This window comes from Ornithinicoccus sp., assembly GCF_057176825.1.
This window is the reverse complement of the sequence record NZ_CM169976.1, coordinates 2374668-2397096: the sequence shown is the minus strand read 5'-3', so window position 1 is coordinate 2397096 and position 22429 is coordinate 2374668. Positions and strand designations below refer to the sequence as shown.

General features: G+C 70.7%; 20 protein-coding genes and 1 pseudogene. 3 read left to right on the top strand and 18 right to left on the bottom strand.

Annotated features, from left to right (window positions below; all coding sequences use genetic code 11):
- Positions 1-16: 16 nt before the first annotated feature.
- From pyk to AC1QRC_RS11880, 11 genes are read right to left on the bottom strand one after another with little or no spacing between them, the layout of a single operon-like run.
- The gene (gene pyk, locus AC1QRC_RS11930; protein WP_484203518.1) at positions 17-1465 is read right to left on the bottom strand and encodes a pyruvate kinase; all 1449 of its coding nucleotides are present in this window, start codon (positions 1463-1465) and stop codon (positions 17-19) included.
- Between the two features lie 9 nt (positions 1466-1474).
- Positions 1475-2416 carry a prolipoprotein diacylglyceryl transferase gene (lgt, locus tag AC1QRC_RS11925; RefSeq protein ID WP_484203517.1) on the bottom strand — a complete coding sequence of 314 codons (942 nt, stop codon included), beginning with the start codon at positions 2414-2416 and terminating at the stop codon, positions 1475-1477.
- On the bottom strand, positions 2413-3186 hold the full coding sequence (locus tag AC1QRC_RS11920; protein WP_484203516.1) for a DsbA family protein: 774 nt from the start codon (positions 3184-3186) through the stop codon (positions 2413-2415). The genes lgt and AC1QRC_RS11920 overlap by 4 nt, the downstream gene beginning before the upstream one ends.
- Positions 3186-3689 (bottom strand): MauE/DoxX family redox-associated membrane protein, encoded by a 504-nt coding sequence (locus AC1QRC_RS11915; protein WP_484203515.1) that lies wholly within the window; start codon positions 3687-3689, stop codon positions 3186-3188. The genes AC1QRC_RS11920 and AC1QRC_RS11915 overlap by 1 nt, the downstream gene beginning before the upstream one ends.
- Positions 3686-4471, bottom strand: coding sequence for a tryptophan synthase subunit alpha (gene trpA / locus AC1QRC_RS11910; protein WP_484203514.1), 786 nt, complete (start codon positions 4469-4471; stop codon positions 3686-3688). Before trpA ends, AC1QRC_RS11915 begins: the two co-directional genes overlap by 4 nt.
- On the bottom strand, positions 4468-5673 hold the full coding sequence (gene trpB, locus AC1QRC_RS11905) for a tryptophan synthase subunit beta (RefSeq protein ID WP_484203513.1): 1206 nt from the start codon (positions 5671-5673) through the stop codon (positions 4468-4470). Before trpB ends, trpA begins: the two co-directional genes overlap by 4 nt.
- Entirely contained in the window at positions 5670-6476 is an 807-nt protein-coding gene (trpC, locus tag AC1QRC_RS11900) for an indole-3-glycerol phosphate synthase TrpC (RefSeq protein WP_484203512.1), read from the bottom strand. The genes trpB and trpC overlap by 4 nt, the downstream gene beginning before the upstream one ends.
- A 42-nt stretch (positions 6477-6518) precedes the next feature.
- Entirely contained in the window at positions 6519-6728 is a 210-nt protein-coding gene (locus AC1QRC_RS11895) for an HGxxPAAW family protein (protein WP_484203511.1), read from the bottom strand.
- Positions 6729-6766: 38 nt separating this feature from the next.
- Positions 6767-7420, bottom strand: coding sequence for a Trp biosynthesis-associated membrane protein (locus AC1QRC_RS11890; protein WP_484203510.1), 654 nt, complete (start codon positions 7418-7420; stop codon positions 6767-6769).
- Position 7421: 1 nt separating this feature from the next.
- On the bottom strand, positions 7422-9233 hold the full coding sequence (locus AC1QRC_RS11885) for an ABC transporter ATP-binding protein (protein WP_484203509.1): 1812 nt from the start codon (positions 9231-9233) through the stop codon (positions 7422-7424).
- A complete protein-coding gene (locus AC1QRC_RS11880; protein WP_484203508.1) occupies positions 9230-11182 on the bottom strand; it encodes an ABC transporter ATP-binding protein in 1953 nt (650 codons plus the stop codon). Before AC1QRC_RS11880 ends, AC1QRC_RS11885 begins: the two co-directional genes overlap by 4 nt.
- Before the next feature lie 112 nt (positions 11183-11294).
- On the opposite strand from AC1QRC_RS11880, the gene AC1QRC_RS11875 reads away from it, so the two are divergent.
- Positions 11295-11954: a TIGR03085 family metal-binding protein gene (locus AC1QRC_RS11875; RefSeq protein ID WP_484203507.1), complete on the top strand. Its 660-nt coding sequence runs from the start codon at positions 11295-11297 to the stop codon at positions 11952-11954.
- Positions 11951-12502, top strand: a complete 552-nt coding sequence (locus AC1QRC_RS11870) for a nucleoside/nucleotide kinase family protein (protein WP_484203506.1) — start codon at positions 11951-11953, stop codon at positions 12500-12502. The genes AC1QRC_RS11875 and AC1QRC_RS11870 overlap by 4 nt, the downstream gene beginning before the upstream one ends.
- A 10-nt stretch (positions 12503-12512) precedes the next feature.
- Here the strand turns inward: AC1QRC_RS11870 and AC1QRC_RS11865 are convergent, their stop codons facing one another.
- The 4 genes from AC1QRC_RS11865 to AC1QRC_RS11850 form a co-directional block, all read right to left on the bottom strand.
- On the bottom strand, positions 12513-12998 hold the full coding sequence (locus tag AC1QRC_RS11865; protein ID WP_484203505.1) for a PH domain-containing protein: 486 nt from the start codon (positions 12996-12998) through the stop codon (positions 12513-12515).
- Positions 12999-13007: 9 nt separating this feature from the next.
- Positions 13008-13748 carry a nicotinamide mononucleotide transporter family protein gene (locus AC1QRC_RS11860; protein ID WP_484203504.1) on the bottom strand — a complete coding sequence of 247 codons (741 nt, stop codon included), beginning with the start codon at positions 13746-13748 and terminating at the stop codon, positions 13008-13010.
- An 11-nt stretch (positions 13749-13759) separates the two neighbouring features.
- The gene (gene rpe / locus AC1QRC_RS11855; protein ID WP_484206630.1) at positions 13760-14416 is read right to left on the bottom strand and encodes a ribulose-phosphate 3-epimerase; all 657 of its coding nucleotides are present in this window, start codon (positions 14414-14416) and stop codon (positions 13760-13762) included.
- A 1188-nt stretch (positions 14417-15604) separates the two neighbouring features.
- Positions 15605-16291 carry a YcaO-like family protein gene (locus tag AC1QRC_RS11850; protein ID WP_484203503.1) on the bottom strand — a complete coding sequence of 229 codons (687 nt, stop codon included), beginning with the start codon at positions 16289-16291 and terminating at the stop codon, positions 15605-15607.
- A gap of 179 nt (positions 16292-16470) precedes the next feature.
- Between AC1QRC_RS11850 and AC1QRC_RS11845 the strand changes: the two are divergent.
- A pseudogene (locus tag AC1QRC_RS11845) lies at positions 16471-17873 on the top strand (IS1380 family transposase).
- A 303-nt stretch (positions 17874-18176) separates the two neighbouring features.
- Here the strand turns inward: AC1QRC_RS11845 and AC1QRC_RS11840 are convergent.
- The 3 genes from AC1QRC_RS11840 to fmt form a co-directional block, all read right to left on the bottom strand.
- On the bottom strand, positions 18177-19475 hold the full coding sequence (locus tag AC1QRC_RS11840; RefSeq protein WP_484203502.1) for an ISL3 family transposase: 1299 nt from the start codon (positions 19473-19475) through the stop codon (positions 18177-18179).
- A gap of 531 nt (positions 19476-20006) precedes the next feature.
- Entirely contained in the window at positions 20007-21476 is a 1470-nt protein-coding gene (locus tag AC1QRC_RS11835) for an RsmB/NOP family class I SAM-dependent RNA methyltransferase (protein WP_484203501.1), read from the bottom strand.
- A complete protein-coding gene (fmt, locus tag AC1QRC_RS11830) occupies positions 21469-22425 on the bottom strand; it encodes a methionyl-tRNA formyltransferase (RefSeq protein WP_484203500.1) in 957 nt (318 codons plus the stop codon). The genes AC1QRC_RS11835 and fmt overlap by 8 nt, the downstream gene beginning before the upstream one ends.
- Positions 22426-22429: the final 4 nt, after the last annotated feature.

Sequence of the window (22429 nt, the reverse complement as noted above, 5' to 3'; positions counted from 1 at the left end):
CCGGCCCGGGGCCGGGTCAGGTGGCGGGGCGGTAGGCCGGTGCGACCCCGGAGACGGCGTCGCCGACCCGGTGCAGGCGCAGTGCGTTCGTGCCACCGGGGGTGCCTGGCGGGGACCCGGCGACGATCACCACGAGTTCACCCTCGCTGCAGCGGCGCTCCCGCAGCAGCGCCTCGTCCACCTGGGTGACCATCTCGTCGGTGTGCTCGACGAGGGGGGTGAGGAACGTCTCGATGCCCCACGACACCGCCAACTGGGACCGCGTGGCCGGCTCCGGCGTGAACGCGAGCATCGGGATGCGCGAGCGCAGCCGGGACATCCGCCGCGCGGAGTCGCCCGTCTGGGTGAAGGTGACCATGTAGGTGACCTCGAGGAACTCCGCGATCTCGGCGGCCGCCTTGGTGACCGCGCCCCCGGTCGTGTGCGGGTTGGTGCCCAGCGGCTGGATCCGGTCCAGGCCGTGCTCCTCGACGTTCTCGATGATGTGCGCCATCACCTCGACGGCCTTGATCGGCCAGTCCCCGACGCTGGTCTCGCCGGAGAGCATGATCGCGTCTGCCCCGTCCAGCACCGCGTTGGCGCAGTCGCTGGCCTCGGCCCGGGTCGGGCGCGGGTTGCTGATCATCGACTCGAGCACCTGGGTCGCGACGATCACCGGTTTGGCGTTGCGACGGGCGATCTCCACGGCGTGCTTCTGGACTAGCGGCACCGCCTCCAGGGGCAGCTCGACTCCCAGGTCGCCGCGGGCCACCATGATGCCGTCGAAGGCGTCGACGATCTCCTCGAGGTTGTCCACGGCCTGCGGCTTCTCGATCTTGGCGATGACCGGCAGCCGCACCCCCTCCTCCTCCATGATCCGGTGCACGTCCTCGACGTCGGCCCCGGAGCGCACGAAAGAGAGGGCGATGAGGTCCACCCGGGTCCGCAACGCCCACCGCAGGTCTTCGGCGTCCTTCTCGCTCAGCGCCGGGACGCTCACCGCGGTGCCGGGCAGGTTGATGCCCTTGTTGTCCGAGACGGTGCCCCCGATGATGACGGTGCACACGACGTCCGTCTCGGTGACCTCGTCCACCGTGAGGTGGATCTTGCCATCGTCGATGAGCAGGTCGTGCCCCGCCTTCACGTCAGCGGGGAGACCCGAGTAGGTCGTGCCCACCTCGTGGCGGTCCCCCGGGACGTCCCGGGTGGTGATAACAAACCGGTCACCGGGAGCGAGCTCAACCGCCCCGGAGGCGAACCGCGCGGTGCGGATCTTGGGCCCCTGGAGGTCGGCCAGCACCGCGACGGCGTGCTGCGCCTCGTCACCGGCCTGGCGGACCAGGCGGTACCGCTCGTCGTGGTCCTCGTGGGAACCGTGGGACATGTTCAATCGGGCGACATCCATGCCCGCCCCGACGAGCGCGAGCACCTGCTCGTAGCTGTCAGTGGCGGGACCGAGGGTGCAGACGATCTTGGCTCGACGCATGGGACCACCCTATGCCCGATCGGAGGCTGCGCCGTCCCCCTCCGGCACGGTGGCGCTGGCTGCGCCGTCCTGGCCCGCACCGTGGTCGCCGCCTCGCACCGGGTAGTCCCGGCGCCGCCCCATGGCCAGGTAGAGCACGAGCCCCAGCAGGAAGACGCCGATGGACACCCACACGTTCACCCGCTGGCCGAACACGATCTCGGCAGGGTCGGTGCGCATCAACTCGAAGAACAGTCGGCCCAGGGTGTATCCCATGACGTAGAGCGCGAACACCTGGCCCCGACCGAACCGCACCCGGCGGTCCAGCAGCACCAGCACGGCCGCCACCAGGAGGCACCACAACGACTCGTAGAGGAAGGTCGGCTGGAACGTCCCCAGCACGACCGCGTTGCCGTCCGCGTCCCGCACCGCCTCGCCGGCACCCTGGTCCCAGCGGTGGATGGTCAGCGCCCACGGCGCGTCCGACGGCCCGCCGTAGAGTTCGTTGTTGAACCAGTTGCCCCACCGGCCCAGGGCCTGGGCCACGAGCAACCCGGGCGCCATCGCGTCGGCGAGGTCCAGGAAGTTGTGGCCGTGCCGGCGGCTGCCGATCCAGGCGCCGACGGCCCCCAGGGCGATCGCCCCCCAGATGCCGAGCCCGCCCTCCCAGATCTTCACGACGTCGGCGATGTTGCCGTTCTCCCCGAAGTAGGCACGGGGGCTGCTGATGACGTGGTAGATCCGGCCCCCGAGGATCCCGAAGATGATCGCCCACAGGGCGACGTCGTAGATCTCCTCCCCCGTGCCGCCGCGGGCCCGCATCCTGCGGCTGGTGATCCAGATCGCGGCGATGATGCCCAGCAGGATGCACAGGGCGTAGGCGCGGACGGGCACCGGCCCCAGCCACCACACCCCGGTCTCGGGGCTGGGCAGCGCCGTGGGCAGCACCACGGCCGCGCTCACCGGACTCACTGGTGGGCCTCGATCACGGAGTCCCAGGCGTTCGGGTCATTCATCAGCAGGTTCATCTCCTCGGTGGAGATCTCCTCGCCGTCGATGAGGACCCGGGGCGAGCCGGTGATGTTGTCCCGGTTGGCCCGCTCCTGCATGTCGGCGATGTAGTCCTGGTAGGTGAGCGCGCCGTCCCCGTCGGGGGTCGTGCAGGACGTGAACGTGTCCAGGTCGTCCCCGCTGATCCCGGCGTCCTCGGCGAACTGCAGCAGCTGCTCGTCGGTGAACCCGCTGCCCTCCTCGGTGGGCTGCCCGAGGAACACCTCCCTCTGGTATGCCGTGAAGGCGCCGGCGTCGTCGGCGCACAGGGCGGCGTTGGCCGCCCGGGTGGAGGAGTCATTGCCCAGCTGGCCGTCCAGGAAGGACATCACGGTGGTCACCAGGCCGATGTCCCCGTCCCCAGCCGACTGCGCGATGGCCTCGCCTGAGGTGGTCTCCAGCAGGCCGCACCACGGGCACTGGAAGTCGACGTAGACGTGGACCTGGGGCGCGCCCTCCCCCTCGGCGGTCACCACGCCCCTGCCCTCGCTGAGCGCGTTGACGGAGCCGTGGTCGGCCCGTCCGAATCCCCCGGCCGAGCCCGCGTCCTCGCCGACTCCGCCGCCGCCCCGGGTGAACAGGTACACCACGACCGCTACGATCGCGACCACGACCACCACCACGCCCCCGATCAGGGCACGTGGGGGGCCGGTGGGCGGAGCGGGTGCCTGGGGGGCGGGACGGCGGGGCATCAGGTGGTCCTTCCGGTCTGCGGCTGACGGGTTTGCGGGCTCTGCGGGAGCAACGTGTCGAGGGCGAACGGAGTGCCCGGTCGCACCACCAACCAGGCGGCGGCCGCCACCAGGCCGAGGTCGCGCAGGATCTCGGGGAGGTACTGCTCCTGGCCGGGCTCGACCGGACCCCCGGTGCCGAAGCACCCGCAGTCGATGCTCAGGCCCCGTGCCCAGGCCGAGGCGATCCCCGCGATGAAGGCGACCATGAGCAGCCCGCCGAGGAGTGCGCTGACCCGGGTGAAGAGGCCGAGGACCAGCAGCAGCCCAAGGGCGATCTCGACCACGGGGAGCATCGTCCCGATCATGCGGGAGACCTCGTAGGGAAACAGCTGGTAGGCAACGACCGACTGGATCGAGCCGGTGAGGTCCCGGATCTTCAGCCACCCGGCTGCCAGCAGCACTCCCCCGAGGGCCAACCGGGCCACCAGGCCGACGAGGCCGAGTGCCCGGTCCCGCGTCATCGGCGCCGGACCCCGGCGGCGAGCTCCCGGGTGAGAGCGTGGAGGGTTGCCCCACTCGGGTCGTCACCGAGCGCCTTGACCAGCGCCGATCCGACGATGACACCGTCGGCGTAGCCGGCGACCTGCGCGGCCTGCTCACCGGTGGACACGCCTAACCCGACACACAGCGGCAGATCGGTCACCCGGCGGGTGCGCTCGACCAGGGTGGTCGCACTGTCGGCCACGCTACCGCGCACACCCGTCACCCCCATGGTGGAGGCGACGTAGACGAACCCGCGGCAGGCCCGGACCGTCATCTCCAGCCGGACGTCGGTGGAGCTCGGGGCGACCAGGAAGATGGGGTCGACCCCGTGTGCCTCCGCGGCCGCCCGCCACTGCCCCGCCTCGTCCGGGATGAGGTCCGGGGTGATCAGGCCGGCGCCGCCGGCCTCGGCGAGGTCGGCGGCGAACCGCTCGACGCCGTACCGGAGCACCGGGTTCCAGTAGCTCATCACCACCGGCACGGCGCCCGCCTGGGCCACGGCACGCACGCAGCCCAGCAGCTGGGCGAACCGGAAGCCGCCGGCCAGGGCGCGCTCCGCGGCGTTCTGGATGACCGGCCCGTCCATGAGCGGGTCGGTGTAGGGGACGCCGACCTCGACGATGTCGGCGCCGGCGTCGACGACCGCCCGGACGGCGCGGATCGAGCCCGCGATGTCTGGATACCCTGCCGGGAGGTAGGCCACCAGCGCGGCCCGGTTCTCCGCGCGGCAGGTGGCGAAGACCTGGTCCAGTGCGCTCATCGGGCGTTGCCCTCCTCGTCGACCAGTCCGAACCATGTCGCGGCCGTGTCCACGTCCTTGTCGCCGCGGCCCGACAGGTTGATCACGATGACCGTGCCCGGGGCGGACTCCCTGCCGAGCCGGAGCGCGCCCGCCAGGGCGTGGGCGCTCTCCAGTGCGGGGAGGATGCCTTCGGTCCGACACAGCAACTGGAAGGCGTCCATCGCCTCCTGGTCGGTCACCGGCTGGTATTCGGCCCGGCCCGAGTCGCGCAGGAAGGAGTGCTCGGGGCCCACGGAGGGGTAGTCCAGCCCGGCCGACACCGAGTGGGACTCCAGGGTCTGACCGTCCTCGTCCTGCAGCAGGTAGGTAGCGGCGCCGTGCAGGACGCCCGGCGTGCCGGTGCTGAACCGGGCGGCGTGCCGGCCGGACTCGATGCCCTCACCGCCCGCCTCGAAGCCGACCAGCCGGACCGAGGGCTCGCCGACGAACCGGTGGAAGAGGCCCATCGCGTTGGACCCGCCGCCGACGCAGGCGCAGACGATGTCGGGCAGTCGCCCGACCCGCGCCATGACCTGCTCGTAGGTCTCCTCGCCGATGATCGCGTGGAGGTCCCGCACCAGGGTCGGGAACGGGTGCGGTCCCGTGACGGTGCCCAGCAGGTAGTGGGTGGTCTCCACGTGGGTGACCCAATCCCGCATCGCCTCGTTGATCGCGTCCTTGAGCGTGGCGCTCCCGGTCGGCACCGCGACGACCTCGGCCCCGAGCAGCCGCATCCGGGCGACGTTGAGGGCCTGGCGCTCGGTGTCCTTCTTGCCCATGTAGACGGTGCAATCCAGCCCCATCAGGGCCGCGGCGGTGGCGGTCGCGACCCCGTGCTGGCCCGCCCCCGTCTCGGCGATCACCCGGGTCTTGCCCATGGCACGGGTCAGGAGCGCCTGGCCGAGCACGTTGTTGATCTTGTGCGAGCCGGTGTGGTTCAGGTCCTCGCGCTTCAGGAAGATCCGCGCGCCACCCGCGTGCTCGGCGAACCGGGGAGCCTCGGTCAGCGGGCTCGGACGGCCGGTGTACTCCCGGTGCAGCCGGGCCAGCTCACGCCGGAACTCCGGGTCACGCATGGCCGCCAGCCGTGCGGCATCCAGCTCCTCCAGCGCGGCCACCAGCGCCTCGGGGACGTAGCGTCCCCCGTGCTGGCCGAACCGTCCGGCCACCTGCTCGGTCACGGTCGGGCTCCTTCCCTGGTCGGGACCTGCACCATCTCACGCGCCCCGCGCACCGGATCGCCGCCGGTGACTAGGGCCTCCCCCACGAGGACCACGGCGGCGCCAGCTGCGGCATACGTCGCGACGTCCGCGGCGCCGCGCACGCCCGACTCGGCGACCAGCACGATGTCGGCCGGCACGCTGGGGGCCACCCGGGCGAAGGTGTCCCGGTCCACCTCGAGGGTGCGCAGGTCGCGGGTGTTGATCCCGATGATCCGCGCACCCGCCGCGGCCGCCCGCTCGGCCTCCTGCTCGTCGTGCACCTCGACCAGGGCCTGCATGCCGAGCTGCTCGGTGAGTTCCAGCAACGCGGTCAACCGGGCTTGGCTCAGCGCCGCCACGATCAGCAGCACGAGGTCGGCCCCGTGGGCCCGGGCCTCCCAGACCTGGTAGTCCTCCACGATGAAGTCCTTGCGCAGCACCGGGACGTCCACTGCCGCCCGGACGGCGGCCAGGTCCTGCAGCGATCCCTGGAAGCGGCGGCGCTCGGTGAGCACGCTGATCACGGCAGCGCCCCCATCCTGGTAGGAGCGGGCCAGCGCCGCAGGGTCGGCGATGGGGGCCAGGTCGCCCTTGGAGGGGCTGCGCCGCTTCACCTCCGCGATGAGGCGCATCGTGGGCCCGGGGGTGAGCGCGGCCAGGACGTCCAGGGCCGGGGGTGCGGCCAGGGCCTGCTCCCGGAGCACGGGCAGCGCGAGCTGCTCCTGACGCTGGGTGAGATCCTCCAGCACCCCCGCGATGATCTGGTCGAGCACGGTGGTCACCGCGTCAGACTAGACGGGCCGGCTGGGAGGCCGCCCAGCGGGTCAGTGCTTGCTGCTCTCCCACTCCTCGCCGTAGCCGGCGGCGTGCATGCCGTACCAGGCCAGGGCGCCGACCACCACGAGGACCGCACCGGTCCACATCATCCACGGCAGGGCGAGCATCACGCCCAGCCCTGCCACGGTGCTGGCCACGATCAGGAGGACCACGCCGGTCCAGGCGGCGGTGGAGTGGCCGTGTCCGGGCTCGCTCATGGGTGGGGGCTCCTTCGTGGTGCGTGCGGGCGCCTCCATCATGCCAGGTCACGTCCCGTGTCGTCGTCCCCGGGCTCGTCCTGTGTCGGGTCCTCACCGGCCGAGAGCCGCTCCCAGGTGTCGGAGCCGTAGCCCGCGCCCGCCTCCCCGGCTGGTCGTGCCTCGCGGTGGCCCTCCGGCTCGTCCCTGCCGTTGCCACCGGCCGCGCCGGGACGGGTCCCGCCACCCTGGGGGAGCAGGCGCAGCACGCCTGCCGCGAGCAGGGCCAGGACGGCCACCAGGGCCAGGGAGACCACCCAGGTCGGGTCGGCCTGGACCTGCCGTGCTGCCTCCCCGCCCCCGGTGATGGCGGTCCGGTCCTGCAGCGCGGGGGCCGCGGCGCCCGCCGGGTCCCGCAGGGCTCCCACGACGGGCACCCCCGCGACCAGGCTCGCCAGGACCAGGCAGGCCCCGCCCAGGCGACGCACGACGGGCGAGCCGACCAGACCCACCAGCAAGGCGGCCCCAGCCAGGAGTGCCGCTGCCGGGACGGCGGGGCTGAGGTCGCTGCCGGTCAGGGTGATGCTGGCCGCACCGACCACGGCGTCCTCGGTGCGGGCGTGCAGCCACGGGCGGGCAGACCCGACCAGCAGGACGACCGCACCTAACAGGGCGGCGACCACCCAGAGCCGGGAGCGGGCGACCGATCGCATGTCACCCATTCTGCTGCTGCGCCGCCCAGGACGCGTGCATCCGGGTGTAGACCCCGCCCGCCCCCACCAGCTCGCGGTGCGGCCCGACCTCGACGATGCGCCCGCGGTCGACGACGACCACCGTGTCGGCGGCCTCCGCGGTCGAGAGCCGGTGGGCGATGGCCACCGACGTGCGACCCCGCGTCAGGCCCTCGAGGGCACGCTGGATCCTGACCTCGGTGGAGGGGTCCACGGCGCTGGTGGCCTCGTCCAGGACGAGCAGGTCCGGGTCGGCCAGGTAGGCGCGCGCGATGGCCACGAGTTGGCGCTCGCCGGCCGACAGCGACTCCCCGCGCTGCCCGACCTGGGTCTGCAACCCCTGCGGCAGGGTGTCCAGCCAGGCATCCAGCCCGAGCTCGGTCAGGGCCAGCTGGACGTCGTCGTCGCTGGCCTCGGGCCGCCCGAAGCGGATGTTGTCGACCAGCGGCTGGTCGAACAGGAACCCCTCCTGCGGCACCATGACGACCCGGCGGCGCAGCGACCGGAACGCCACGTCCCGCAGGTCCACCCCGTCGACGAGGACCCTCCCGCGGGTGGGGTCCATCAACCGGGTGAGCAGCTTGGCGATCGTGGTCTTGCCCGAGCCGGTCTCCCCCACGATCGCCACCCTGCTCCGCGGCGCGAAGGCCAGCGAGACGTCCTGCAGGACGAGGTCGCCACCCGGGTAGGCGTAGGCGACGTCCTCGAAGTCCACCGTGATCGGGCCGCGGTCCAGGACGACCCCGTCCTCGGGGTCGGACACGTCCGCGGGGGTGTCGATGACGCCGATGACGCGGCGCCACCCGGCGACGGCGTTCTGCAGCTCGTTGAGGATCTCGGTGGCCATCAGCACCGGCTGGGTGAACAGGTTGACCAGGAACAGGAACGCCAACAGCTCTCCCAGCGTCACCCGCCCGTCGACCGCCAGCACGGTGCCCACCACCAGCACGATCGCCAGGGTCAGGCCGGCGAAGGCCTGGCCGGAGACGAACGCGGTGACGGACCGGATCTGCGCGGTGATGGCCGACGCGCGGTGCGCCTCGATCGCCCGGTCGATCCGCTGGGCGGTGCGTCCCTCGACACCGTAGGCGCGGATCGTGACCGCCCCGACGATGGACTCCGAGATGGCGCCGAGCATCTCCCCGACTCTGGCCCGGACCGTGCCGTAGGCCCGGCCGAGCATCGGCTGGAACCACCTGATGAGCAGCGCCAGTGGCAGGAAGCAGGCGTAGACCACTCCTGCCAGGATCGGGCTGTAGACCAGCATCAGGATGGTCGCCAGCAGGATCTGCGCGGTGGAGATCAGCAGCATCAGCCCGCCGAACTGGACGAACATCGAGATCGTGTCGACGTCGCTGGTCACCCGGGACACCAGGGAACCCCGGCGCTCGGTGCTCTGCGTGAGTACCGACAGGTTGTGGATGTGGCGGAATGCGTGCATCCGCAGCGTGGCGAGGCCGGACTCCGCCGCCTTGAACAGGCGGTAGTTCACCAGGAACTGGCAGAAGCTCGTGACGGCCACGACCCCCGCCGCGGCCAGCACCGCGATGAGCACGAACTGCACGTCGGGGCCGCCCTCGGCGAGGATGCCGTGGTCGGTGACCTGCTGGACCACGAAGGGGATGACGACCCGGCCCACGGTGGTCACCAGGGCCAGCAGGGCGGTGACCAGCAGCCCCTTGCGCAGCTCGGGCGACAGCTCCAGTCCTCGCCGCAGCGTGGCGATCGTCCCCAGGTCAGAGGTGCTCTCGATCCGGGTGTCGCCGACCTGCCCGTCCCGTGCTGCGGCGCTCACTGCTGCTCCTCCTTGGCCGCGACGGCGGCCCGTTGTGCGGCCTCACGGGCGTAGGCGGTGACGAGATCGGCATACCCCTGGCACCGGGCCAACAGCTCCTCGTGGCTGCCCTGGTCACGCACTCGCCCACGCTCCAGGTAGACGATGTGGTCGGCCAGCATGATGGTGGCCATCCGGTAGGCCACGACCAGCACGGTCATGCCGTCCTTGGCCCCGCGCAGCCCGGCGAGGATGTCCTGCTCGACCGCGGGGTCGACGGCACTCGTCGCGTCGTCCAGCACGAGCAGCCGCGGATTGCGGATGACGGCCCGGGCCAGCGCGATGCGCTGCCGTTGCCCGCCCGACAGGGTGCCGCCCCGTTCGCCGACCACGGTGTCCAGGCCATCCCCCAGTGCGCTGACGAACTGGTCAGCCTGGGCGATCCGCAGGGCCGCCCACACCTCCTCGTCGTCCGGGGCCTCGTCGTCCGAGCCCCCAGCCTCACCGACGCCCAGCACGACGTTGTCCCGGACGGTGTCGTCGAACATGAAGGTCTGCTGCGCGACCAGCGTGGCCACAGCCGGCACCTCCCCGTGCCGGACCGTGCGCAGGTCCACCCCGTCCAGGGAGACCCGTCCCGAGTCGGGGTCGATCAGCCGCAGCACGAGGTTGGTCAGCGTCGACTTGCCGGAGCCGGTCGGACCGACGAGGGCGGTGGTGCTTCCCGCGGGGATGTCCAGCGTGACGCCCCGGATGGCCGGGGTGCGCTCGGTCACCCCGGAGGTCCCGGCATACGGGTCGTGTCCGCCGGCCGCTTCCGCCGCCGCCTCCTCGCTGCCCAGGACGCTGTGCTCGACCCGGTCCTCGTAGGCGTAGTCCACCGCGTCCGCCCGGGAGTGGGCGGCCCCGTCGCGTGCCAGTTCCCCCGCGCCGAAGTCCATCGACCCGCGGGATTTCAGGACCGCGTCGACCCGGCTGAACCCGACCACGGTGCGGGGCAGTTCGGCGAGCACCCAGCCCAGGGCCCGCACGGGGAAGGCCAGGATCGAGAAGAGGTAGGCGATCTGGACCACCTCGGCGGCCCCCAGGTGGCCCCCGGCCACCTGGGCGGTCCCGACCGCGAGGACGGCCAGCGTCCCGACGGTCGGAATCGCCTCGATGACCGGCTCGAACGTGCCGCGGGTGCGTCCGACCTCGATCAGGCTGTCGCGCAGGTCGTGGGTGACCCGGCGGAACCGCTCGGCCTCCTCCTGCTCCCGGCCCATCGCCTTGACGACCAGCCCCGCCTCGAAGGACTCGTGGGCCACCTCGGCCACCTCGGCGCGCAACTGCTGGGCCTGGGTGATCTTCGGCGACATGACCCGCTGGAAGACCAGGTTGGCGGCGAATAGCCCCGGGAAGACGAGGAAGCCGATGAGGGCCAGGAACGGGTCGATGACGATCATCTGCCCCCCGGCGATGACCAGCATCACGATGACGCCGATCGCCATCGGCAACGGGTTGAACACCTGCCAGGTCGCCTCGATGTCGCTGTGCGCGTTGGACAGCAACTGCCCGGACGGGTGCGAGTGGTGCCAGCTCAGCGGCAGCCGCAGGTACTGCCGGGTGACCCGGCGCCGGTAGGAGGCCTGCAGGTTGAACCCGGCGACTGTCGCGAAGACCCTGCGCAGGATCACGCCGGTCACGTTGACGACCAGGATGCCCGAGAGCACCAGGAAGATCGTCCACAGACCACCCGCGCTCACCCGGCCGTCGGCGACCGCCGGCGTCACCACCCGGTCCGTGACGTAGCCGATGCCCCAGGCGGTGGCCACCGTGGCGGCCGCCCACAGGACCGCGCCCACGACCGCGATCGAGAACCAGCCCTTCTGCTCCTTCATCCCCAACCAGATCACCCGGAGCCCGCGGCGCAGCACCGCGGGGGTCGGTACGGGGGGCCGGAGCGGGCGGGCGCCCGGTGCGGAAGTCACGTCGCGGTGGTCCTCTCGGTGCAGGGAAGCAGGCCAAGGCGGGGTCCCGGGCCCACCCCGGGCCGCGGGAAGTGTCGGGGGTGCGTCTTGCATCTTCGCACGCGGTGTTTGGATGGTTCACATGACCCTCGCCCGCGACCATCGCCGCGCCCTGTGCCAGACCGCCCTGGAGGTCGGCCCCGATGCCCCCACGCTCTGCCCGCCGTGGACGGTGAGCGGCCTGCTCGCCCACCTGGTCGTGCGGGAGTCCCGCCCCGACGCCGCACTGCTCTCGGCCCTGCCGCCGACCGCGGCGCGTGGCGACCGGGTCAGGGCGGACATGGCGACCTCGCTGCCGTTCCAGGACCTGGTCGACCGGGTCGCGTCCGGGCCGCCGCCCTGGTGGCCGACCCGGCTGACCCCTGTCGCCGAGGTGGCCGACCTGCTGGAGTTCGTCATCCACCACGAGGACATCCGCCGCGCCCAGCCGGGCTGGCAGGCCGCCCCGGTCGAGGAGCGCACCGCCCGCGCGGTGTGGGCCCAGGTCCGGCGCGCCGCCCGCCTGTTCACCCGGGGCAGCCCCGTCGGCATCATCCTCGTGGCACCCGGGCACGGCCGGGCCGCCGTCCACGGCCCGCCGTCGCGCGACACCGGGCTGGGCAGCGTCGTCCTCACCGGCTCCCCCGTCGAGCTGGCCCTGCACGTGTCCGGCAGGACGGACGTCGCCGACGTGGCCGTGGACGGTGACGCCGCGACCGTGAGCGCCTACCGGGAGCACCTGGACCGCTCGTGACCGATCCGGGTCCGCTCGTCGACCGGGTGGTGGACCAGTTGGTCCGCACCGCCCCGGGGCCGGGCGGGGTCCGGCTCGTCGGGATCGACGGGCGCAGCGGGGCAGGCAAGAGCGACCTCGCGGTCGCCCTGGCCGCCCGGCTGCCTGCGACGGTCGTCCACCTGGACGACCTGTATCCGGGGTGGCAGGGGCTGGCGGAGGCGCTCCCCCGGGTCTGCGCAGGCCTGGTCCTGCCCCTGGCGGACGGTCACCCCGGCAGTTACCGCCGCTATGACTGGGTCCGGGCCCGGTCGGCGGAGCTGGTGACCGTCGCCCCTGCCGACCTGGTGGTGATCGAGGGGGTCGGTGCGCTCGCCCTGGACTGCGTGGACCGCTACACCCTGCGGGTCTGGCTCGAGGCACCCGCTGCCACCAGGAGGAGCCGGGCGCTGGCCCGGGACGGCGCCACCTTCGCCCCGCACTGGGCCGAGTGGGCAGAGCAGGAGGAGGCGGTCTACGCCCGGCACCCCGCCCGGGTCGTCGCCGACCTGGTGCTCGACACGTCGTGACCCGGGCGCGTTATCCGACGCCGCCGGTGTGGTGCTGCACCAGCGCGCTGAGCCGACCGGCCTCGGCCCGGCCGTAGGCCCCGTCGGCCCGCTGGATCGCCATGACGGCGACCTCCTCGGTGTCGGTCAGCTCCAGCACCACCCACGGCATACCCCCCGAGAAGCCGACCGAGGCGACCTGGGCCCACTCCAGTTCGTGGGTGTGCGCCAGGTTGACCACCCGCAGCCCGTCCGGTGTCGGCACGGCCCGGAGCGCGGCGTACCGGTAGAGGAAGGCCGCCACGGCGACGGCGAACACCACCAGGAACACCCGGTCCCAGACCCCCCAGCCGAAGGTCCCCTCCGACGGGATCACGACGGCGAGATAGCCGAAGGCCAGGACGAACGCGAGGGCACAGCCGAGCGCGACGTAGCGGCCGCGGCGCGGGCGGAACGGGGCGTAGGGGTCCCGCCCGGCCGTTGCGGACGACGACGGCGGAGTGGGGCGGGCGCTCACCCTCCCAGGCTACGTCGTCCCCTTGGGCCTGCCACCGGGGCCTGTCGCGGCGGACTCCGCAAGGTTCGGACCGGCCCCGGACGGCGCCTCGACCAGGGCTGCGCGCCGCCAGACCAGGAAGCCGGCGAGCACGAAGGCGCCATACACGGCATACAGGATGGCCGAGGGGAAGTAGCCGCTGTGCCACAGCAGGGGGACGCCCACGAGGTCGACGGCGATCCAGCACAACCAGAAGTCGGTCCACCCGCGGGCCATGGCGAAGGTGGCGATGATCGACCCGACGAAGATCCAGGCGTCGGTCCAGTAGTACCAGCGTGGCGCGGGCCAGCCGGCTCCCACCGTGGCGAAGATCCACTGGGCGAGGACGACACCGCCGGCCCAGGCCAGCAGGTAGCTGACGCGTTCGGCGCCGCTCGCCCACCGCGGGGTGATCGCCGGGGCGCCAGCCTCGCGGGTGCGGCGCGAGCGCTGCCACTGCCACCAGCCGTAGGCGCTGGTAATCACGAAGAACACCTGGCGGGCCGCCTGGCCGAAGAGGCTGTGCTCCTGCGGGTTGGCGAACCACACGCCCATGAACACGGTGAACAGCAGGACGTTGCCCACGATGCCCACGGGCCACGCCCAGATCCGGCGCCGCATCCCCCCGAGCGCGGAGGCGAACCCGAAGAGGTTGCCGACCACCTCGCGCCAGGCGATGTCGTGCCCGGCGATCGTGAGCTGGGCGTAGAACAGGTCGTTCCAGGTGTCCATGGTGCGGCAGCTCAGTGGGCGTGCGCGGCCGCGAGCTCCCGCAACCGGTCGATCGCGCCGCCAGCGTCCTCGGCCCCGTAGACCGCCGAACCGGCGACGAACACGTCCGCCCCCGCCTCGACGCACTGGCCGATGGTGTCGGGCGACACGCCCCCGTCGACCTGGATCCAGATCTGGCCCCCGTGCCGCCTCACCGCCTCGCGGACCTGGCGGACCTTGGGCATCTGGTCGGCCATGAACGACTGGCCGCCGAACCCCGGCTCCACCGTCATCACCAGCACCATGTCCACCTCCGGCAGCAGGTCCGCATACGGCTCGAAGGGGGTGCCCGGCTTCACCGCGAACGCCGCCCGGGCTCCCTCGGCCCGGATCGCGCGTGCGGTGGCCACCGGGTCCGCCGCGGCCTCGATGTGGAACGTGACCGAGTCGGCACCGGCGCCGGCGTACTGCGGCGCCCAGCGGTCGGGGTCCTCGATCATCAGGTGGGCGTCCAGCGGCACGGGGCTGACCCGCGCCAGCGCCTCCACGACCGGCAGCCCCAGGGTCAGGTTGGGCACGAAGTGACCGTCCATCACGTCCACGTGGGCCCAGTCCGCCCCGCTGATGCGGTGCAGTTCGGACTCCAGGTTCGCGAAGTCGGCGGACAGGATGCTCGGGCTGATCTGCAGGGTCACATCACGTATGTTGACGCGCCGCGTTCAACGAATCAAACCCGCAAGCGGCGAGCAAAATCCGCCACGCTGAACAGTCGTAGTGCTGGGCCCGCCATCCCCGCCACGCTGAACAGTCGTAGTGCTGGGGCCGCCATCCCCCCTTTCAGCAGCACCAGCACCGCGACCGTCTAACTCATCGAGTCCACTCCTACCAGTGGGCCCATTTCACCGACGGGTCAAAGTAGACCGAAGTCAGTCCCGGAACGGCCTGCGGCGGACCGACGCTAGTGAACAAAGTCTTGGTGAAGTTGTTGCAGTTCGTGATGTACGTCCAGCCGTGTCCCATCCATGGTGCGGGCGACAGGCTCGCACAACTCAGGGGCGCGAATAGATTTTCGCTCACCTCGACCTGGCTATTCTCTGACTTAGGCTCATCTGCACTAACAGCACCCTGGTGCACCGTCGTCGTCGCACCAGAAGCAACTGCCGGCGACAATAACCCAGCCACCATCATGGCACCGGCGAACGACGCCAAAATCCTACTTCTTGACTTCATGGCCATTCCTCTCTGTTGAGTAGCGGTCATATACATCAACATACCCTCAACCACGAACCACGTCAACCTCCATCCAACAACCAATCTCGGAGAACAGCAGCCGCGCAGGTACAACTCGCCAAAGTTGAACGACCATGCCTGAATCGATACTGGCACGCAGCCTTTCAAGAGCCGACAGCGAGGGCCAGCCGAGAGAATACCAACGCATGCGCGCCCAGACCAAGACTTCGACCACTCGCTGCCACCGGCGCCGAATGGCGTCGACATGCTCGTGATGGTCAATGGGTCGATACGAGCATCCGAGGATCCTGCGCGTCATCACTGAAGACTCCAGGCATCCACCCCGACCGAAAGCACTAAGCAGGCAATCGAGCGCCCACTCAGTGGCAGGCATTCAATCAACCAAAGCCGCATCCGTACACTTTCCGCCTGAGAAATCGAACCGGTCGCGGAACGCTGCGGCAAAAAGTTCCAGAATCGGGAGGCGATTGCGTGTGGACACTGCATACATAGGGCCTACATTAGTTCAGAGCGGCGACGCGCCCACAACGACGGCCCCTCGGATTCCTCACTTACACCGCCTCCCCACCAAAGAACCCCACGCGGCTGGTGGCCATCACCCCCGCTTCCAATATCCCCATCCTTCTCTAGGCAACAGGATGCGGCGCGCCAGCACGCCTAGCCCACTCCTCTTCGAACTTCCATCTCAACCCCGAAGGCATCGACTTGAGACACCTCGGCTTAAAGTCTCGGGTCCGCCTATGACGGTAGCCAAAAGACGGGACTATCGCGCCCGGGACCAATATCTTTACGCACGAAAGTCCGGCCGCGACATGCGTGCTAGTTGTGAGGTCAACACGCAAAATTTGCCTACCAGTGCTGGCCGCATCTTTTATAAGTCCGTCCAAGGCACTTCCTGCGAAAAAGCCTCCAGGAAAACATCTATTCGAAGCAGCATCGCTGTCAACAAATGTGTCATTCTGTAACCACATCTCCCACAGAGGCCACAACTCCGGGCTCACATAGTGGATAAGCCCGTGATCCTCTACATCCCGCACCCTACTGAATGCCGTCTTCGAAGTCCAGTCACTAGATGCCCGGACTACTTCAACAATCCCTCGCCGGACACTGACGAATTCGCTTAGCGCCTTGTCGATAGCCTCGCCCAAGCTGAAGCCTGCGGCACACCCAAGATTTGGCCTTCCTCCCTCGCCGTCGTCTCCTGCTACCACAACGCACACGCCTGCCCCCCAAGCCAAAGGCAGTTGACGCACCCGAATTCTGGAACAGCCCAACTCCTGGCTCAACGCCAACCATTTTTCTAACCGATTCACGGGAAGATACGACGCTGGGTTCAACCGAACCCCGGGGCCCCCGCGTACCAAGCACTTAGCCCGGGTCTTTCACGACGCGAGGGTGTGAGCGGCGTGTAGAAGCACCGAAGTGCTTCCTGATCAGGGGAAACTTGGACTGGTCTAAGGTCCCAGGTTGCCCAGCAGAAAGCACTCGGTAGGTGAAGCGTACTTCGTGGTCCTCTGGTCTGTCCGTCAGCGCTGATGGTGTCGGCGTGGTCGCCCATGCCGGCAGTGTCGGGTTGCGGCTGCTGGCCGAACGCACCGGCCTTGACCGGGCAGCTCTCGACGGCGATGGCACGAGCCTCGTTCGTCCCGGTCCACGACCGTGGGCAGGTGTTGGTCGACGTCGCGGTGATGCTTGCCGATGGCGGGGAGGCGATCGCCGACATCGACGTCCTGCGCCACCAGAGCGAGGTGCTCGGACCGGTCGCCTCAGCGCCGACGGTGTGGCGGGCCCTGGACGAGGTCACGGCCGGTCAGACCAAGAAGATCGTGACCGCACGGGCACGGGTGCGTCGCCACGTCTGGTCCCACATCCCCGGCGGACTGCCGGCCTCCAAGGTCGCCGGGCGGAACCTGGGACAGGTAGTGGTGCTGGACGTGGACGCCACGATCGTGGTCGCGCACAGTGAGAAGGAACAGGCGTCCCCGACCTACAAGCGCAACTTCGGGTTCCACCCGATCGGGGTCTGGTGCGACAACACCGGTGAGTTCCTGGCCGGGATGCTGCGTACCGGCCGGGCCGGGTCGAATACCGCCGCCGACCACATCCAGGTATTGACCGAGGCGATCGCGCAGGTACCAGCCGCCCAGCGCAAACACTTGCTGGTCCGTTCCGACAGCGCGGGTGCCTCCCACGACCTGCTGGACTGGCTCACCACCACCGGCCAGGTCCGCGGCCGCCACCGTGGAGTACTCGGTCGGGTTCGCGATCACCGACCCGCTGCGCAGGGCCATCGCCCTGGTCCCCGAGGACATCTGGACGCCGGCGCTGGACGCCGACGGTGGTCTCCGCGCCGGGGGTGATGTGGCCGAGCTGACCGACCTACTCCCGGCAGGGTTGCTGGCCAGATGGCCGGATGGGATGCGGGTCATCGTGCGGCGTGAACGGCCCCACCCCGGCGCGCAGCTGTCGCTGTTCGAGGAGGCCGACGGGTGGCGCTACCAGGCCTTCGTCACCAACACCGGTGTCGGACAGTTGGCCTTCCTGGAGGCCCGGCACCGGGCCCACGCCAGGGTCGAGGACCGCATCCGGCACGCCAAGGACTCCGGCCTGGGACGCTTCCCCTCTCGTGAGTTCGCGATCAACTCCACCTGGCTGCTACTGACCGGCATCGCCGCCGACCTCATCGCCTGGACCCGACTGCTCGCCCTCACCGGCGATGCCGCCGTCCTGGCCTCCTGCGAGCCCAAAGCGCTGCGCTACCGGCTCCTGCACGTGCCCGCCCGACTCACCCACGGCGGACGTCGCCGGCGCCTGCGAATCCCGTCCACCTGGCCCTGGGCGCCCGCGATCGTGGCAGTCTTCGCCAACATCGCCGCGATCCCACAATCAGCCTGACCACCCGTCCACCCACGACATCACCAACCGGAGAACCGCAGCCCGGCAGCGCCAGCCGGCGCTACGCCATGCCCCCACACCGGAGCCGGACAGAAACGACGATCACGCCCCCGAGACCCTCACCAGCCCGAACTCATGAAAGACCGGGGCTAGCAGGGCCGTAGCGTCGAGTCAAGGGTTTGTGCCCACTTGTGTCCCACAGTTGCGGGTACGTCCGGTTGTATTGCGTTGAGGGTCGACACTCGTTCTGTTGTCTCAGATGGAAATGGGCGATATTTGCGGCGCTTCTGACATACCTGTGGGTCATTTGCGGCCCGGGAGGACGGGTCGGTGGCCGCCGAGGCTGAGCATGGCCATGGCGATGAGGGCCTGGGGGGACTTGAAGCCGAATGCCATTCTGGTGATCAGGCGAATCTTGGTGTTCGTGGACTCGATGAGTCCGTTGGACAGGTTGTGCTCGATCGAGGCCAGGATCCGGCTTCGGTGTTTGACGATGCGTCTTTGCAGCTTCACGAAGGCGGGGATGCGGCAGCGGCGGGCCCAGCTGATCCACTTCTCCAGCGCTTCGACGGCCTCGTCGTAGGGGAGTTGGAACACCCACCGCAGACCCTCTTTGAGCAGGTAGGCGCGGTGCAGCCGCGGGTCGGTCCGGGCTACCCAGGCGAGCTTGGTCTGCTGGTTCTCGGTGAGGTTCTGCGGGTTCTTCCACAACGCGTACCGGGCGCCCTTGAGCGCCTCGGCTCGCTCGCTGGCCGGTCGCGGTGGCGCGTCAGCCCGCGGACGCCCGCGGCCTCGCTTGGGTTCCTTGCGGGCCAGTGCCCGCGCGTCGTTCCAGGCGCCGCGGCGGACCTCGTCGAGCGCGTCGGTGGCCCAGGAGACGATGTGGAACGGGTCGGCCACCCGTACCGCGTTCGGGCACCGGTCGGCCACGACAGTGTCGATGAAGTCGGCCCCGTCCGCGCTGACGTGGGTGATCTGCTTGCAGCACTCTTCGCCGAGGAGGTCGAAGAACTCGTTGACGGTGGCGCTGGTGCGTCCCGGTGCGGCCCACACCAGCCGGCGCTGGTCGTGGTCGACCACGACCATGAGGTACTTGTGGCCCTTCTTGTAACTGATCTCATCGATCCCGATGCGCCGCAGGCCCTCGAACCTGTCATGGGCAGCGTCGATGTCCTCCCAGACGCGGGCGATGATCGAGCCGACGGTGCGCCAGGCGATCCGCATCAGCTCGGTCACCGTGGACCTCGAGGCCTGGGTCGCCAGCCACGCCACCTGATCGTCGAAGGCGTAGGTGTGGCCTGCGTCGTGGCGTGCCCAGGGCACCGAGGCGACCACCACCCCGTGAGCGCGGCACCGCACCCGCGGTGTGTCGGCCTCCACCTCGGCGCGGATGGTGCCCAGGTCCAGTGCGCGCCACCGTCGCCGACCCGGCCCGGCGTCATACCTTGGGCTGCGCCGCCGGCACTTCCCGCACCGGCCGCGCGCCCGCGCGGTAGGCCGCACGTGCGCCACCAGCACCTCGGCGTCCTCGTCGAACTCGACCCGCTCGAGCACCGTCCTCTCGATTCCGAGCAGGCTCCGCCATAGGCTGACATCACGCACGCCGTTCTCCTGACCGTCGGCTTCTGTTCCTCGACAGCTCAGAAACCTACGCAGGGAACGGCGTGCGCCCCTACTCCGGCGCGCTCAGGACCCACAGATGTGTCAGGAGAGCCATATTTGCTTTGGGGGTAGAAACACATCATACTGAGCATTGCTTGGACATTGAAACCATGAATGATTGGCCACCATCCACTGCATGGCCTGCGCGCATTTACGAACGCAAGCCCATCATATTGACGTGCAAGTGTGAGAATCGATACAGGGAGGCTAGGGAGAGGCGGCTCGGGGATTGCTGGATGTCTCACAAGGCGACTGTGCTTTGGCTGGCAGACATGGCATTCTTTCAGCAGTAGGCAACGCAATTCTCTGCTTATAGACTGTTTATTCCCTGAGTACTAGTTTTCCGCTCGGAATGGATTGAACCGGTGGCCAGATCTGACTATCGACCCGGAGTGGCGGGGGAATGTATCGCCGCATAGGCGAACGTGGACTTTCGGCATCGACAACGATAGATGTCCCATCGGTTGGGGGCTACTCTGACACTGTTCCCCGGCGGAGCAAAGCGAGGAACATGCTGTCCGTGTCGTGCCTGTGCGACCAGAGCTGGCCATGGGGGCCCAGCCCGGTGTCCGGCAACTGCTGCCCGTCCCGCCCGCGCAGGAGGGGGCGCACCTCCTCCAGGGTCACGTCGCCCCGGCGCTTGACGGTGTCTTGCACCACGAACTGGGTCTCGGCCAGGTGGGGCGAGCAGGTGGCGTAGACCACGACGCCGCCGGGGCGCGTCGCGTCCATGGCCGAGCCGAGCAGCTCGCGCTGCAACGGTCCCAACCCGGTGAGGTCCTCCGGAGTGCGCCGCCACCTGGCCTCCGGGCGCCGGCGCAGGGCTCCTAACCCGGTGCAGGGGACGTCGACCAGGGCCCGGTCGTACCGGCGCGGCTCCTCGACGCCGACCTCCCGCCCGTCCCCCACCGTGACCTCGACGTCCCCTCCGGCGGCACGCACCGCGTCGAGGGTGTGACGCACCAGCTCCGCCCGGTGCGGGGTCACCTCGTTGGCCCGGAGCCGGGCACCGCGCCCCATCGCCACGGCCGCGAGCAGGCCCGCCTTGCCGCCGGGTCCGGCGCACAGGTCCAGCCACTCGGTATCGGGACCCTCCAGCGCCGCTCCTGCCAGGGCCAGTGCTACGAGCTGGGAGCCGGCGTCCTGCACGGCTGCCCTGCCGTCCCGGACGGGCCCCAGTGCGGCAGGGTCCCCGCCCGGCAGGGTCCAGGCCGTCGGGGCGAGCGCGCTCGGGGTGGCGCCGGCGGCGCGCAGCTCCTGCTCCGCGCCGAGGCCGGGCCGGGCCGCCAGGGTGAGGGGGCCGGGGGTGTTGTGGGCGTGGAGCAGGTCCGCCAGGTCCTGCGCCACGGTGGCCGCCGTGGCACTCCCGTGCCCGAGCAACGCCGCCCGGAGCGCCCGCACGATCCAGCCGGGGTGCGACTCCCGCAGCGCGAGACGGTCCAGGTCGTCCCGCAACGGCTCGGTCACCCGGGCCACCCAGGCATCGCGGTCGGCCTCGCTGACCCGGCGCAGTACGGCGTTGACGAAGCCTCCCGCACCGGCCCCGACGTGCTGCCGGGCGATGGCTACGGTGGCGCTGACCGCGGCGTGGTCCGGCACGCGCATCCCCAGCAGTTGGTGGCAGCCCAGGCGCAGCACGTCCAGCACGGGCGGGTCGACCTGCGCCAGCGTGCGGTCGCCCGCGGCGCCGACGACGGCGTCGTAGAAGCCCTGGAGCCGGATGGTGCCGTAGCAGAGCTCGGTCGCGAAGGCGGCGTCCCGACCCGACAGTCCTGCCCGCCGCAGCTGTCGTGGCAGCTCCAGGTTGGCGTAGGCGCCCTCGGCGACGGCGGCCATCGTCAGGTAGGCGACCTCGCGGGCCGGATCCGCCGTGCGCGCCCGTTGCGCGGGCCGCTGCGCCGTCCGCTGGCGCGGTCCGCGCCGGGGCCTGCGCTCAGCCACCCAGCACCTCGCCCGGTGTCGGACGGGCCCCGCGGGCCCAGTCCAGGGCCGACATGGCGCGCTTGCCGGGCGCCTGGACGTCGCCCAGCAGCACCTCGCCGGTGCCGGCGCCCACGCGGACCTCGTGCCGGCCGACCCGCAGCTCGCCCGGATCCAGCCGGCCCGACCCCTCCGGGCCCTCCCCCGTCTCGTCCGGCGCGGGCAGCCGCACCGGGTGCACCTTGAGCCGGTCACCACGGAAGGTTGTCCACGCCCCCGGGGCAGGGGTGCAGCCACGCACCAGCCGATCCACGGCATACGCGGGACGGTCCCAGTCGATCCGGCCGTCCGCCGCCTCCAGCTTGGGCGCCAGGCTGACCCCGTCGGCCGGTTGGGGCCGACCGGAGAGCTGACCCGACTCCAACCCGTCGAGGGTGGCGACCAGCAGCTGCGCACCCGCCAGGGACAGGCGGTCCAGCAGGTCGCCGGCGGTGTCGGTGGGCCGGATCGTCTCGGTCAGTGTGCCCAGCACCGGGCCGGTGTCCAGCCCCTCCTCGATCTGGAACGTGCTCGCGCCGGTGACCTCGTCCCCGGCGATGATGGCGTGCTGCACCGGGGCCGCGCCGCGCCAGGCGGGGAGCAGCGAGAAGTGCAGGTTGATCCACCCGTGGGGAGGCAGCGCGAGCAGTGCCGGTGGTAGGAGCGCACCGTAGGCCACGACCGGGCAGGCGTCGGGGGCGAGCCGCTCCAGGGCCTCCTGCAGCTCCGGGTCCCGGGCCGAGGCAGGCGTGAGCGCCGGCACTCCAGCCGCTTCGGCTGCCTCCCTGACGGGCGACGGCCGCACCGACCGTCCCCGGCCCGACCGAGCGTCGGGGCGGGTAAGGACGGCCACGACCTCGTGAGTGGACTCCAGCAGTGCCTGCAGGCTGGGGACGGCGGGCTCGGGGGTGCCGGCGAAGACGACCCTCATCGGG